Below are 13,723 nucleotides of genomic sequence, written 5' to 3' on the forward strand. Positions count from 1 at the left end.
CCTGAAAAGTGGGAACCGGTTTTCTCGGACAAACGGAAACCGTTTGTCCAGAGATCATGTTCAACAAGAAGGTTAGCGACTGAAACGGAACCGAAACAATTTGCCGTCATGCTGGCGCGATGTCGATTGCGATGCGCCCGAGCCAGGCCTTGCGACTGTGGCAGCAAGTAATGCTGTCGCAGGTGCGCGACGACGCGCCCGATCTGACCATGCGCCAGACGGCGATCCTGTTCACCATCTATCTCGATCCGCCGCCGCACACGGTGCGCGGGCTCGCCGCCCGCCTCAATGTCACCAAGCCGGTGATCACCCGCGCGCTTGACACGATGGGGGCATTGAAGCTGGTGTCGCGGCATCGCGATGAGCTCGACAAGCGCAATGTGCTGATCAGGCGCACGGTCGAGGGCGCGCTCTTTGTCGAGCGCTTCGGCGATGGTATCATCGTCAAAGCCCACGAACTGCCAATCTAAAGCATGATCCCGAAAAGTGGGAACCGGTTTTCGGAAAAGATCATGCTCAAACAAGTCAATCTTGACCGAGTTACCGATTTGACTGCCAGGGATGCCCGCCTTCATGCCTTCCGTTCCGACCTTGCCGATGCCAGGCTGAAGGGCGAGGTCGCCGCCGACCGCTTCGTCGCCGGCCGGCCGGCGCGGATCACCGCGTCCGTGGCCGATATGCGCAAGGCGCCGCGGCCGGATGCCGGCATCAACACGCAACTTCTGTTCGGCGACGATGTCCTCGTCTTCGAGGTCGCTGAGGGCTGGGCCTGGGTCCAGGCCGAACGCGACGGCTATGTCGGCTATGTCGTCGACACGATGCTGGGCGGGCGGGATCTTTCGCCCACGCACATTGTTTGCGTGCCGCGCACCTTCCTCTACCCCGGGCCGGATCTGCGCTTTCCCATCGCCGGACAATTGTCGATGGGATCGACAGTGACGGTGACGGATGCCGCCGAGACGCGAGGCACGCACTATGCCGTCCTGCCATCCGGCGAGGCGATCATCGCTGGTCATCTGCGGCCGCTCGGTGAAGCAGCCTCCGACTATGTCGCGGTTGCCGAGACGTTTCTTGGAACACCTTATCTCTGGGGCGGCACTTCCGGCTTCGGCATCGACTGTTCGGGCCTGGTGCAACTGGCGATGCGCATGGCCGGAAGCAACGTGCTGCGCGATTCCGACATGCAGGCGGCGACGCTTGGCGATCCGCTCGAGCCGGGTCCTGATTTCTCAGGGCTGCGGCGCGGCGATCTGGTGTTCTGGAAGGGCCATGTCGCCGTCATGACCGACGCCGATACGATGATCCACGCCAACGGCCACACCATGCTGGTGTCACGCGAAGGGTTGAAGGACGCCGTCGCCCGCATCGGCTACCTCTATGGCGGCCCAACAGGGTTTCGGCGGCCTTAGGGAAAGAACGATCCCCTTTTGTTCCGATTCTTCTTGGCGATTGACTGCCGTCGCGCTACCTCTGACGCGTGACAGAGCAGCCGCGCCTTGCCGAACAGAATGCCACCGTGGCCCTGCCCGAACCGTTCATCAGATGGTTTGGCGAAAAGGGCTGGTCGCCGCGCGCCCATCAGATTGAACTTCTGGCGAAAGCCCAGGCCGGACAGTCGGTCCTGCTGATCGCGCCGACCGGCGCCGGCAAGACGCTGGCCGGCTTCCTGCCCTCGCTGACCGAATTGGCCAACCGGCCAAAGAGAAAGCCAGGCCAGGCGCATCGCGGCATCCACACGCTCTACATCTCGCCGCTGAAGGCGTTGGCCGTCGATATCGAACGCAATCTCGGCAAGCCGGTGGAGGAGATCGGCCTGCCTGTTACCATCGAAACGCGCACCGGCGACACGCCGGCGCACAAGCGCCAGCGCCAGAAGCTGGTGCCGCCCGACATCCTGCTGACCACGCCCGAGCAACTGGCGCTGCTGATCGCAGCGCCCGACGCCAGGCGTTTCTTCGAGGATCTGCGCTATGTCGTGCTCGACGAGTTGCACTCGCTGGTGACGTCGAAGCGCGGGCATCTGCTGGCGCTCGGTCTGGCGCGGCTGCGCAGCTATGTGCCTGGCTTGCAGACGATCGGGTTGTCGGCGACAGTGGCCGAGCCGGATGAATTGCGGCGTTGGCTGGTCGGCCAAAACCCGCCGAGAGGTTCGAAAAGTCCCGGCATGGCCGAACTGATCGTCGTCACTGGCGGTGCGAAGCCCGAAATCTCCATCCTCGATTCGGAAGAGCGCGTGCCGTGGGCGGGACACTCGGCGCGCTACGCGACGCCCGAGATTTACCGCGAGATCAAGCGCCACAAGACGACCCTGCTGTTCGTCAACACCCGCAGCCAGGCGGAGCTGCTGTTCCAGGAACTGTGGCGGGTCAACGAAGACACCTTGCCGATCGCACTGCATCACGGCTCGCTCGACGTCGCCCAGCGCCGGCGCGTCGAAAAGGCGATGGGCGAGAATGCGCTGCGCGCCATTGTCGCCACCTCGACGCTCGACCTGGGCATCGACTGGGGCGATGTCGATCTGGTCGTGCATGTCGGCGCACCGAAGGGGGCCAGCCGGCTGGCGCAGCGCATCGGCCGCGCCAACCACCGTATGGACGAGCCATCCAAGGCGATCCTCATCCCGGCCAACCGCTTCGAGGTACTGGAATGCAGGGCAGCACTCGACGCAAATTATCTCGGCGCCCAGGACACGCCGCCGCTGATCAATGGTGGGCTCGACGTGCTGGCCCAGCATGTGCTGGGCTGCGCCTGCGGCGCGCCGTTTCGTGCCGATGACCTGTTCGAGGAAATGCGAACGGCAGCGCCCTATGCCAATCTCGACCGGCCGACATTCGACCGCGTCATCGATTTCGTCGCCACCGGCGGCTATGCGCTGAAGAATTACGAGCGCTACGCCCGCATCCGCCTGAACAAGGACGGGTTCTGGCGGGTGACCAATCCGCGCGTCGCCCAGCAATACCGGCTGAATGTCGGCACCATCATCGAGGTGCCGGCGCTCAATGTGCGCTATATCAAGGCCGGCAGCAAAGGCGCGGCTTCACGCGGCGGCAGGGTTCTCGGCAAGATCGAGGAGGCCTTCCTCGAAACGCTGACGCATGGCGACACGTTCATGTTTGCCGGCAAAGTGTTGCGCTTCGAGGGCATTCGCGAGAGTGAGTGTTTCGTGTCGAACGCGCCCGGCAGCGATGCCAAGGTGCCCTATTATGGCGGCGGCAAGTTTCCGCTGTCGACATACCTCGCCGAACAGGTCCGCATCATGCTGGACGATCCGCAGCGATGGAAAAAGCTGCCGGAGCAGGTGGCCGACTGGCTGCGGTTCCAGGCCGACAAATCGGTGCTGCCCAAACGCGATGACCTGCTGATCGAGACCTTTCCGCGCGGCAACCGTCACTATCTGGTAGCCTATCCGTTCGAGGGCAGGCTGGCACACCAGACTCTCGGCATGCTGCTCACCCGCCGCTTGGATAGGGCGGGAGCCAGGCCGCTCGGCTTTGTCGCCACCGACTATGCCTTGGCCATATGGTCGCTGGGCGACATGGGCGCGATGTTCAAAGCCAGGAAACCATCGCTGAGTGCACTTTTCGACCAGGACATGCTGGGTGACGACCTCGAAGCCTGGTTGGCCGACAGCTGGCTCCTCAAGCGCACCTTTCGCAACTGTGCGCTGATTTCGGGGCTGATCGAGAAGCGTCACCCGGGTCAGGAGAAAAGTGGCCGCCAAGTCACTGTGTCGACAGACCTCATCTACGATGTGCTGCGCAGCCATGAGCCGGACCATATCCTGCTGCAGGCGACGCGCGCCGATGCGGCAACCGGTCTGCTCGATGTCAGCAGACTTGCCGACATGCTCTCGCGCATCCAGGGTCGAATCGTGCATAAGGCACTCGAACAGATTTCGCCGCTTGCCGTGCCGATCATGCTCGAAATCGGCAAGATGCCGGTGAACGGCGACGCCGATGAAACGCTGCTGATGGACGCGGCGACGCTGGTCGAGGAGGCCATGGGCCCAGAAATGACTGAGGAATGAATTTTTCGCTGGCGCGCACATCGCTGATCGCCGAGGCAGACCTTGTCGGCATCGCCGGCGAGCGCGCGGTCTGCGATCCGCGTGGTGTGCTCTATTTTCCGGATCTGCGGCTGCTGGCCGTGTCCGACCTGCATCTCGAAAAGGGTTCGTCGCTGGCCAGGCGCGGCACGCTGATCCCGCCTTACGACACCGGCGCGACCTTGCTGCGATTGCAAGCTGTCATCGCCGATTACCAGCCGTCGATCGTCATCAGTCTGGGCGACAGTTTTCATGATGGCGGCGGCGCCGAGCGCATGCATGCGAGTTTTCGCGAGCGCCTGGAGGCGCTGATGGCAGGCCGCGACTGGTTCTGGGTCGCCGGCAATCACGATCCGGAAGCACCCGCCGATCTGCCCGGCGAGACGGTGCGTGAACTTGCCATCGGTTCGCTGCTGTTCCGGCATGAGCCATCGAGGCAGCGCGTCGAAGGCGAAATAGCGGGCCATCTGCATCCTTGCGCCCGCATCGTCCAGCGTGGCCGCTCGGTGCGGCGGCGCTGCTTTGCCGGCGACGGCGGCCGCATGATCATGCCCGCCTTCGGCGCCTACACCGGCTCGCTCAACGTGCTCGACCGTGCCTATGCCGGGCTGTTCCGGTTGGACACGCTGATGGCTTATATGCTTGGCGCGGACCGTATCTTCGCCATTTCGCGCTCGATGCTCAGGCCCGGCTGAAACAGTCCTATCTGCCGTAATAGAGCGTCACCGTGTGCTTCGCCTCGGCGAAGAACAGCCAGCGTTCGACCAGCATACCTGCGAACTGAACGATGCCGGCGAGCACCGACGGCAGCGCCGCGAAGGGCCACGGCAAGGCAAATGCAGCGGCGAGCAGCAGGACGGGCAGGGCGAAGGCCAGCAATTGCGTGATCCGGCGCAGCCGCGCGCTGTGCTTGCGTGCGATGCGGAAACCCATTTCCTTGAGCAGATAGTTTTCCTCGGTATGCGGCCATTCCAGCGACCGTACCGTGCCGCCCGCCAACCCGGTCGCGGTGTTGGCGGTGGTCGGGATTTCCAGCCGGTCATTGTATCGCCAGGTCGCCAGCTTCCAAGCCCAGCCGAGCAAAGTAAGCAGCAAGCAAGCCGCCAGAAGCATCTTCGAACCGAAGGCAAAACCTTGCAGCAGCGCATTCAGAATCATGCTGCCGGTCATCGCCGAAAAGATCAGGTAAGCCGGCAGCGTGTAGCGGCTGTGCCACTGCGCGATCGGTTTCAGGGAGGCGTAGATCATGCCCGTGGTGCAGACGGTGACGACCGCACCACAGGCCGTCAGCAATCCGGCCACAGCCACCCAGCCGCCGCTGCGGCCAAAGAACACCCAGCCGATGCCGAACAGTCCAGCCGGGATAAAAGTAGTGACCGCAGCAACACCCTCGCGCGACAGCCATGAGCTGCGCCACTGCGAGAACGCCCGCCAGGCGCGTTCGGGGCGGCCGAGGTGACCCGTCGACGACAACAATCCGGCCACGATCAGGCCGAGCGCCAAGCCCATTCCAATCAGGCCCAGCCAGAAATCAGGCGGGATGATCTGGAATCCTCCAAGCGCCCCGAGCAGCGCCAGCAGACCATAGCCGGCACCGGTGGCGGTGGTGAAGAAGACGACGGAGAAGGCTGGATGCATGGCTAGTTCGAAAGCATGCGGTCGACCCAGCCCAGGAAGCCGCCTTCAGCCTTGACCGGCTCGAGCGCCGGGGCGGGAACCGAAGCGGCGCGCTTGGTGTGGGCGCGTGGCGGCAGGTACTTGTTGGTCGGGCGATAGCCGAGTTCCGGCATCAGGTCGACGCCGCCACGCTCGGCCACAAGTTGCGAGACAGCCGACTGAGGATCGCCGAGATCGCCGAAATGGCGGGCACTGGTCGGGCAAGCGGCGACGCAGGCCGGCACGCGGTCTTCCTCGGCCAGATTGTCATTGTAGATGCGGTCGACGCACAGCGTGCACTTCTTCATCACCCCGACATCGATATCGAATTCACGTGCGCCATAGGGGCAGGCCCAGCTGCACAAATTGCAGCCGATGCACTTGTCCTCATCGATCAGCACGATGCCGTCCGAAGCCCGCTTGTACGAGGCGCCGGTCGGGCAGACGGTGACGCAAGCCGGCGTATCGCAATGCAGGCAGGAGCGCGGGAAGTTGACGGTGCGCCCGCCCATCTCGGTGGTGTGCTCGTAGCTGTACACACGGTTGAACCAGACGCCGTCGACATGGCCGCCATAAGGGTCGATGTCGGTCAGCGGCGCCATGTGGCCGCCGGTGTTCCATTCCTTGCATGCAGTGACGCAGGCCTGGCAGCCGACGCAGGTGTCGAGATCGATGACGAGGCCGAGCTTCTTGCCGCTTTGACTTGGCAGACAGGTCATTCGGCCGCCTCTCTCGCCCTGCGGAATTCAGCACCGAAGGTCAGTATGTCGGGCGATGGTTCGAAATGCGGTGGCTGCTGGAAACGCTCGAACTGCGGCTCGGTGAAGCCGGCGTCTTCAGCCGCGCATTTGACGATGCGCACGCGTAGATCGAACCACGCAGCCTGTCCGGTTACAGGGTCGGAATTCGAATAGCGCTTGCCCTGAGCATCGGCCGAGGTCTGGTCGCCGATGATATGGTTGAGCAGGAAGCCACGGTTGGATTCGGCCGCATCGTCCTTCAGCCCCCAGCTGCCGCGCCGCTTGCCGATGGCATTCCAGGTCCAGACCGTGCTTTCGTTCACCCCGTCGATCAGCTTGATCTGCCCCTTCACCCTGCCATTGATGCTTTCGATCCACACCCAGTCGTCATCGACAAGGCCGAGGCCAGCTGCCGTCTGGTGATGCACGAACAGCCGGTTCTGGCTGGTGATTTGCCTGAGCCACGCATTCTGCGAACCCCAGGAATGGTACATGTGCATGGGCCGCTGCGTCAGCGCATGCAGCGGATATTTTTCGAGGTCGACGATCGCCTCCTCGAAAGGCATGTACCAGAACGGCAGCGGGTCCATGTAGGTCTCGATGCGCTGGCGATCGTCCTCCGGTGGCAAGACAGTGCCATGACCACGCGCGGCAAGACGGAAGCGCTGCAGCGGCTCGCAATAGAGCTGGAAGAGGATCGGCTCGGCCTTGGGGATGAAGCCCATCTGCACGGCGAAGTCGAGATAGGAGCGGTTGGCCATCTTGTAGTAGCGCTGGTCGTCAGCAAAATCGTGGTGCCAGAAGCCGCCATTGTCGATGTAGCGCTGCAACTGGTCCGGATTAGCGTCGCCCTTGCCGATCGCGGCGCCGTCCTTGCCACGCCAGCCGGCGAGCGGGCCGATGCCGGGCGTGCGCTCATGGTTGACGATGTAGTCGGCGTAGTCGGCATACTTGGCTGAGCCATCGTCGTTGATGAAGCCGGGCAAGCCGAGCCGCGCCCCGAGTTCGATCAGCACCGACTGGAACGGCCTGACGTCGCGGTCCGGTTCGACGACGGGATGGCGGATGGCATCACCGGGTCCGTCGGCATGGCTGATCGGCCGGTCGAGCAGGCTGATGCAATCATGCCGCTCGAGATAGGTCGTGTCCGGCAGCACGAGGTCGGCGAACGGCACGGTCTCGGAATAATAGGCATCGGAATAGATGATGAAGGGGATCTTGTAGTTGCCCTCGCCATCATGGTCGGTCAGCATCGCCATGGTCTCGACGGTGTTCATCGAGGAATTCCACGCCATGTTCGACATGTACATCATCAGCGTATCGATCTGGTAGGGATCGCCGGCCCAGGCGTTGCGGATGACGGTGTGCATCAGACCGTGTGCCGCCAGCGGCGCGTCCCAGGAATAGGCCTTGTCGATACGGGTCGGCGTGCCGGCCTCATCGACCAAAAGGTCGTCCGGCCCGCAGACAAAACCGAGCGGCATGCCGTCGAGCGGCGTCATCGGCTTGACGGTCTTGCCGGCCGGCTTCGGTCCAGGCGGTACGGATCGGGGGTAGGGCGGCTTGAAGCGGAAGCCGCCTGGGACATCCATTGTACCCAACAGGACTTGAAGCAGATGGATGGCGCGGCACGTATGAAAACCGTTCGAATGGGCCGAGATGCCGCGCATGGCGTGCATCGAAACAGGTCGCCCCTTGATCGTCTCGTGCCGGCGCCCGGCCCAGTCGGTCCAGGCGATCGGCAATTCGATCGTCTGTTCGAAGGCGACATGCGCGAGTTCGGCGGCGATCCTGCGGATCGTGTCGGCGGCAATGCCGCAGCGCTCGGCGACTGCGTCCGGTGCATAGCTCTCATCGAGGTAGCGGTCGGCGATCAACTGGAACACGGGAACGCAGCGGCGGCCATCGATCGTGAAGCTTCCGGTCAGTGCCGGCTTGGCATCTGGATCGGCTGCGTTGACAGGCGTCTTCGCAACCCTGTCCCAGGCCAGGGGATTGCCGTCGGCATCGCGAACGAACAGCCCGTCATCGGCAGCATCCGGCTCCTGGATGACGAGCGTGTGGGCGTTGGTGTAGCGCAGGAGATAGTCGAGATCGACGCGGCCGGCCTTCAGCAATTCGTGGATAAGGGCGAACACGAACAGTCCGTCGGTGCCGGGCCGGATACCGATCCAGTCGTCGGCAATCGCATTGTAGCCGGTGCGGCACGGATTGATCGACACAACCTTGGCGCCGCGCGCCTTGAGCTTGCCGAGGCCGATCTTGATCGGGTTGGAATCATGGTCCTCGGCAACGCCGAACAGCATGAAATATTTGGTGTTGTCCCAGTCGGGTTCGCCGAACTCCCAGAACGAACCGCCGATCGTGTAGAGGCCACCGGCCGCCATGTTGACCGAACAGAAGCCGCCATGGGCGGCGAAGTTCGGCGTGCCGAACTGGCTCGCCCACCAGCCGGTCAAGGATTGCGATTGGTCGCGGCCGGTGAAGAACGCCAGTTTTTTTGGGTCGGTCCGGCGGATGGCCGAGAGCCGTTCGGTGGCGATCGAAAACGCCTCTTCCCACTCGATCTCGCGGAACTCGCCCGAGCCGCGTGGGCCGGTGCGCAGCAATGGCTTCTTCAGCCTTGCCGGGCTGTAGTGCTGCATGATGCCGGAGCTGCCCTTGCCGCAGATCACGCCGCGGTTGACCGGATGGTCCTTGTTGCCGTTGATGTAGCGGACCTTGCCATCCTTGATGTGCACGTCGATGCCGCAGCGGCAGGCGCACATGTAGCAGGTCGTCTTGGCAATGCTGTCGGAAACGTCAGGCGAGGTGTCGACGCCGTCGCCTTCATCGGGCGCGCGCGTGTCGGCAAGCGGGCGCTGCGAGGGTGCCGAATTCGCGCCGCGTGGCGGTCCCTGCATCATGATCCGGTGGTGCCTGTACGGCCCACGGATTTGGCTCGTGTCTTCGGTCCGGGGCCGCGCATGTAATGCTCTTCCGGGTGATATCGATCGCCAGCCAGTCGCCGCCTGAGGCCGCGGGTCCAATGCGCAAGCAGGGATCTGAACCGCCCGATCATTCTGCTCTCTGCGATCTCTCGGCGAATTTTTTCTAACTTCGCTCGAAAACTTAGAATAAAGCTATCGATCCGTCTAATCAGTTGTTCTTGTAAATTCGATCGATATTGGTTCTTAATGCGCCCATGACTCTGGACCAGTTGCGGATTTTCGTCGCCGTCGCGGAGCGCGGCCATATGACCAAGGCGGCGGAACTGCTGGGCATTTCGCAGTCGGCGGCATCGGCCGCCATCCGGGCGCTTGAAGAACAGCACGGCGTCCATCTGTTCAACCGGGTCGGCCGCAACATCGAGCTTGCCCAGACCGGACACCGGTTCCTGCCGGAGGCCAAGGCCGTGCTCGAACGGGCGGCCGCCGCCCGCAATGTGCTGGAACATGTCTCGCAGACCGTCACCGGCAGCCTCTCGATTGCCGCCAGCCAGACCATCGCCAGCTACTGGCTGCCGCGCCGGCTGGCTTCCTTCCACGAAGCCTATCCCGCCGTCAGGCTGAGCGTCTCCATCGGCAACACCAGGCAGGTGGAGGCCAATGTCCTCGATGGCGCGGCGGATCTCGGCCTGGTCGAGGGGCGCACCGAGTCCGACATCCTGCGCCGCACCAAGGTCGGCGTCGACAGGCTGATGCTGGTGGTTGCCAGCACGCATCCGGAGATCGCCGAAGTTGCGCCCGGCCACTCCGACATCAAGGACCTGCGCTGGATTATCCGCGAGGGCGGTTCGGGCACCCGCGAAGTGCTGGAAGATCTTGCGCGACGGGAGGGGATTTCACTCGCCGATCTGCAAATCTTCCTGGTGCTGCCGAGCAATGAGGCGATTCGCCAGGCGGTCGAGGCGGGAGCCGGCGCCACCATCATTTCGGAGCTTGTCGTGGCCCGCGCCGTGGCCGAAGGCAGTCTCAGATCCGTGCCGCTCGAATTGCCGAAACGCGACTTCGCCATGATCACCCATCGCGATCGCCAGGCAAGCCTGGCCCAGATGGCGCTCAAGGCGCATCTGGGTACATCAGCAGACCATGGGTGAGGCAGGCCGGGTTAGCCGAACTTGCGTTGCGCATCCAGCGCCAGGCCAAGTCCGACCGAGCCGAACATGTCGCCTTCGACAACGGATGCCTGCGGCACCAGCGACAGGATTTCTCGCCTTGCCAGCGGGATCGCGGTCGATCCGCCGGTCAGGAACACCGCGGTGATATCGGATGGCTTCACCTCAGCGTCCCGGATGGTCTGCGTCACCGTTGCTGTGACCCGCTCGATGTCCCTGGCAATCGTGGCATCCAGCCCGCTGCGCGTGATTTCGGCGGCGAACTCCGCACCCGGCAGCTTCACCGCCACTTGAGCGGACGAGCTGTCGGTCAGCTCGATCTTGGCCTTTTCGACAAGTGCGGCCAGCGCGTGTCCGTAGCGGTGTTCGACGATGTGGATGAAGCGGTCGACCAGGTCGGCACGCTCGGCCTCGTAGCGGATCTGGCGCAGATGCGTCATCGCCTTGGCGGTGTAGACCAGGTTGATGCGCTGCCATGTCGCGAGGTCGATGAAGTAGCTCGCCGGCAGGTTGCGCTTGCCGTCCTTGGTTGGCGTCAAATAGCCGAGCTGCGGCATCACATGGGCGATGCTCAGCATCCGGTCGAAATCCGTGCCGCCGATATGGACGCCCCGGCTGGCCAGGATGTCGTCCTTGCGGTCGAGCGACCGGGAGCGCTCCGGCGAGACACGCACGATCGAGAAGTCCGACGTGCCGCCGCCCATGTCGATGATCAGCGCCAGTTCCTCGCGCGTTACCTTCTGCTCGTAGTCGAGCGCCGCCGCGATCGGCTCGAACTGGAAAGCGATGTGCTTGAAGCCTTGGGCGCGCGCGGCCTTCTCAAGTTCGCCCTGGGCGTTTGCATCGGCCTCGAGATCTTCGTCGACGAACTGCACCGGACGGCCGAGCACCACGGTCTCGACCACGCCGCCGGCATCTTCCTCCAGCTTTTTGCGGAGATGGCCGAGGAACAGGCCGACGATCTCCATGAAGCCGATCGAGCGGGCCTTGATGCGGGTCTTCTCATGGGCCAGCGAACTGCCGAGCACGCTCTTCAGCGAACGCATCAGCCGGCCTTCTATGCTGTCGGTGTAGTTGGCGATGGCGTGGCGGCCAAAACAGGTGCGGTTGTCCTCGAAGTTGAAGAACACGGCACTGGGCAGCGTGACCTGGCCGTCTTCAAGCGCGACGAGGCGCGGCTGCCCGTTGCGAACCACGCCAACGGTGGAGTTTGAAGTGCCGAAGTCGATACCGCCGAATGCTGGTCGCAAAGCAGCCTCCTGTCATTGTCCAGGCAGCGGATCGGCGCTCGCCGGGAGACGTGCGCCGCAGTCCGGGCAACCGGACTACTCTGCCGAATTGAATTGTGCGTGTTTGCCCGTCGGGCGGGGAGGTGCGGTCTATAGCATGATCGGCGAAAGGGAAACCCCTTTTGGACGCCTCAGTCCTTTCGGAAGATCACCCTTCCAAGCCAGCCCGTCAGCATGGCCAGCGATATCGCGAAGATGCCGTAGAGGAAGGAGTAATTGTGCGCGACACGGAAGATCGACTGTTCGAAACCGGATTTGCGGATTTCGAGCTGGGCCGAGCTTTCCTTGATGAACACGCCGCTCTTGAACAGGAAGGCGCGCGCCTTGTGGGTGCCGACTGGAACATTCGGCGCCAGCCTGACGGTAGCGCGGAACAGGTTCTGCGACAGGAATTGCACGCCGCCGACATTCTCGCTGTAGAGGCCGGTCGCCGACTTGCGCTCCCGCAACGCGGCGGTGAATTCCTCGATCGTCGCCGGGCTGTCGCCGGCATCGGCGGGCTGCATATAGAGGTTGGAGGCGCCGAGCGACAGCTGCCTGTAACTGTTCGGTTCGGTGATGTCCTGCAGCGGCCGCGTCGTCGCCACCGAATAGGACATCGGCACGTTCTCGAAGGTCTCGGAGTCCAGATTGACCCAGACGCCGAGCACCCGGTCCTTGCGTCGCACCACCACTGGTCGTGGCGGGCCTTCGAGCACGACGATGACATCGTAACGGCCTTGGCGCGCGACCAGTGGATCGGGATTTTCCAGCGAGCCGAAGATGGTCAGGTCGGCGCCGGAAAAGCCGGCGGTGATCGAGACATTGTCGGTGGAGAGGCCGATCTGGATGCCTTCCATCAGCGGGGTCTGTGCCTTCGCCGGCACCGTGGCCGCAAGCAACGACAGGACAATGGCGGCTACGAATGCGTTCGGAGCCCTCATCAGTTGAGGCCCGCGGCAGACAGCGAATAGAGATTGGGCGGGGTGACGAAAAGATCGATCGCCAATCGTATCGCCACCGCCAGCACCAGCAGCGCCAGCAACGCCCTGAGCTGCTCGCCGCGCAGCCTCTGGCCGGCCTTGGCGCCATATTGCGCGCCGGCGACACCGCCCGCCATCAGCAGGAAAGCCAGCACGACGTCGACCGTCTGGTTGGTGGTGGCATGGACCAGCGTCGTGTAGGCGGAGGTGAAGATGATCTGGAACAGCGAGGTGCCGATAACGACATTGGTCGGCACTTTCAGGAGATAGATCAGCGCCGGCACCATGATGAAGCCGCCGCCAACGCCCATGATCGACGACAGGAAGCCGATGCCGGCGCCAAGGCCAAGCACCGGGATGACGCTGACGAACAGCTTTGAGGCCCTGAAGCGCATCTTCAGCGGCAAGCGGTGGATCCAGTTGTGCTGCCCGGATTTCTTCAGCACCGGTGCCGCGCCGCTGCGCGTGGCGCGCAGCGCATTGACGCTTTCGACCAGCATCAGCCCGCCGACGGTGCCGAGCAGCACGACGTAGAGCAGCGAGATGAACAGGTCGAGCTGGCCGAGGCGGCGCAGGAAGGCGAAGACGTAGATGCCGCCGGTGGAACCGACAATGCCGCCGGCCAGCAACACCCCGCCGAGCTTGAAGTCGAGCGTCCCTCGCTTCATGTGCGAAAGGACGCCGGAGACGGAGGAGGCGATGACCTGGTTGGCGCCCGTGGCGACCGCGATCGCCGGGGGTATGTTGTAGAAGATCAGCAGCGGCGTGATGAGGAAGCCACCGCCGACGCCGAACATGCCCGACAGGAAGCCCACCGCCGCACCCATGGCCAGCAGGACGAAGACGTTGACGGAAATTTCCGCGATCGGGAGATAGATGCCCACCCGTCAGTCTCGATCAGTTCTGCCTGTCGGCGAATGCAACCGTTGCGGGCA

At 63.6% G+C, this 13,723-nt stretch carries 11 protein-coding genes; 5 read left to right on the plus strand and 6 right to left on the minus strand.

The features are described from left to right. Window positions 1–119: 119 nt before the first annotated feature. The 4 genes from ACFOJ9_RS37930 to pdeM all read left to right on the plus strand — a co-directional run bounded on the left by ACFOJ9_RS37930 (window position 120) and on the right by pdeM (window position 4,740). The gene (locus ACFOJ9_RS37930; RefSeq protein ID WP_378987228.1) at window positions 120–470 is read left to right on the plus strand and encodes a MarR family winged helix-turn-helix transcriptional regulator; all 351 of its coding nucleotides are present in this window, start codon (window positions 120–122) and stop codon (window positions 468–470) included. A 42-nt stretch (window positions 471–512) separates the two neighbouring features. Continuing rightward, on the plus strand, window positions 513–1,409 hold the full coding sequence (locus ACFOJ9_RS37935) for a C40 family peptidase (RefSeq protein ID WP_378987231.1): 897 nt from the start codon (window positions 513–515) through the stop codon (window positions 1,407–1,409). 68 nt (window positions 1,410–1,477) lie between these two features. Beyond that, on the plus strand, window positions 1,478–4,027 hold the full coding sequence (locus ACFOJ9_RS37940) for a ligase-associated DNA damage response DEXH box helicase (protein WP_378987234.1): 2,550 nt from the start codon (window positions 1,478–1,480) through the stop codon (window positions 4,025–4,027). Continuing rightward, complete coding sequence (gene pdeM, locus ACFOJ9_RS37945; RefSeq protein ID WP_378987237.1) at window positions 4,024–4,740, plus strand: ligase-associated DNA damage response endonuclease PdeM; 717 nt, start codon at window positions 4,024–4,026, stop codon at window positions 4,738–4,740. Before ACFOJ9_RS37940 ends, pdeM begins: the two co-directional genes overlap by 4 nt. A gap of 7 nt (window positions 4,741–4,747) precedes the next feature. On the opposite strand, the gene ACFOJ9_RS37950 is transcribed toward pdeM, so the two are convergent. The 3 genes from ACFOJ9_RS37950 to ACFOJ9_RS37960 are packed head-to-tail and all read right to left on the minus strand — an operon-like array spanning window position 4,748 to window position 9,347. Continuing rightward, window positions 4,748–5,683, minus strand: a complete 936-nt coding sequence (locus ACFOJ9_RS37950) for a dimethyl sulfoxide reductase anchor subunit family protein (RefSeq protein ID WP_378987240.1) — start codon at window positions 5,681–5,683, stop codon at window positions 4,748–4,750. 2 nt (window positions 5,684–5,685) lie between these two features. Beyond that, on the minus strand, window positions 5,686–6,420 hold the full coding sequence (locus ACFOJ9_RS37955; protein WP_378987243.1) for a 4Fe-4S dicluster domain-containing protein: 735 nt from the start codon (window positions 6,418–6,420) through the stop codon (window positions 5,686–5,688). Then, on the minus strand, window positions 6,417–9,347 hold the full coding sequence (locus tag ACFOJ9_RS37960) for a molybdopterin oxidoreductase family protein (protein WP_378987246.1): 2,931 nt from the start codon (window positions 9,345–9,347) through the stop codon (window positions 6,417–6,419). Before ACFOJ9_RS37960 ends, ACFOJ9_RS37955 begins: the two co-directional genes overlap by 4 nt. A 278-nt stretch (window positions 9,348–9,625) precedes the next feature. Between ACFOJ9_RS37960 and ACFOJ9_RS37965 the strand changes: the two genes are divergently transcribed. Continuing rightward, the gene (locus ACFOJ9_RS37965; protein WP_378987249.1) at window positions 9,626–10,519 is read left to right on the plus strand and encodes a LysR substrate-binding domain-containing protein; all 894 of its coding nucleotides are present in this window, start codon (window positions 9,626–9,628) and stop codon (window positions 10,517–10,519) included. Between the two features lie 11 nt (window positions 10,520–10,530). Here the strand turns inward: ACFOJ9_RS37965 and ACFOJ9_RS37970 are convergent, their stop codons facing one another. From ACFOJ9_RS37970 to ACFOJ9_RS37980, 3 genes are all read right to left on the minus strand, one after another. After that, window positions 10,531–11,787 (minus strand): Hsp70 family protein, encoded by a 1,257-nt coding sequence (locus tag ACFOJ9_RS37970; RefSeq protein ID WP_378987252.1) that lies wholly within the window; start codon window positions 11,785–11,787, stop codon window positions 10,531–10,533. Window positions 11,788–11,957: 170 nt separating this feature from the next. Beyond that, on the minus strand, window positions 11,958–12,749 hold the full coding sequence (locus tag ACFOJ9_RS37975; RefSeq protein ID WP_378987255.1) for a TIGR02186 family protein: 792 nt from the start codon (window positions 12,747–12,749) through the stop codon (window positions 11,958–11,960). Beyond that, a complete protein-coding gene (locus ACFOJ9_RS37980) occupies window positions 12,749–13,672 on the minus strand; it encodes a sulfite exporter TauE/SafE family protein (RefSeq protein WP_378987258.1) in 924 nt (307 codons plus the stop codon). The genes ACFOJ9_RS37975 and ACFOJ9_RS37980 overlap by 1 nt, the downstream gene beginning before the upstream one ends. Window positions 13,673–13,723: the final 51 nt, after the last annotated feature.

Source organism: Mesorhizobium cantuariense, from assembly GCF_042647205.1.
In the GTDB taxonomy this organism is placed as follows: Bacteria; Pseudomonadota; Alphaproteobacteria; order Rhizobiales; family Rhizobiaceae; genus Mesorhizobium; species Mesorhizobium cantuariense.

What these genes read in the sequence shown, in the direction of transcription:
- ACFOJ9_RS37930 (WP_378987228.1), top strand. Translation starts at nt 120, where the DNA reads ATGTCGATTGCGATGCGCCCGAGCCAGGCCTTGCGACTGTGGCAGCAA.
- ACFOJ9_RS37935 (WP_378987231.1), top strand. Translation starts at nt 513, where the DNA reads ATGCTCAAACAAGTCAATCTTGACCGAGTTACCGATTTGACTGCCAGG.
- pdeM (WP_378987237.1), top strand. Translation starts at nt 4,024, where the DNA reads ATGAATTTTTCGCTGGCGCGCACATCGCTGATCGCCGAGGCAGACCTT.
- ACFOJ9_RS37950 (WP_378987240.1), bottom strand. Translation starts at nt 5,683, where the DNA reads ATGCATCCAGCCTTCTCCGTCGTCTTCTTCACCACCGCCACCGGTGCC.
- ACFOJ9_RS37955 (WP_378987243.1), bottom strand. Translation starts at nt 6,420, where the DNA reads ATGACCTGTCTGCCAAGTCAAAGCGGCAAGAAGCTCGGCCTCGTCATC.
- ACFOJ9_RS37960 (WP_378987246.1), bottom strand. Translation starts at nt 9,347, where the DNA reads ATGATGCAGGGACCGCCACGCGGCGCGAATTCGGCACCCTCGCAGCGC.
- ACFOJ9_RS37965 (WP_378987249.1), top strand. Translation starts at nt 9,626, where the DNA reads ATGACTCTGGACCAGTTGCGGATTTTCGTCGCCGTCGCGGAGCGCGGC.
- ACFOJ9_RS37975 (WP_378987255.1), bottom strand. Translation starts at nt 12,749, where the DNA reads ATGAGGGCTCCGAACGCATTCGTAGCCGCCATTGTCCTGTCGTTGCTT.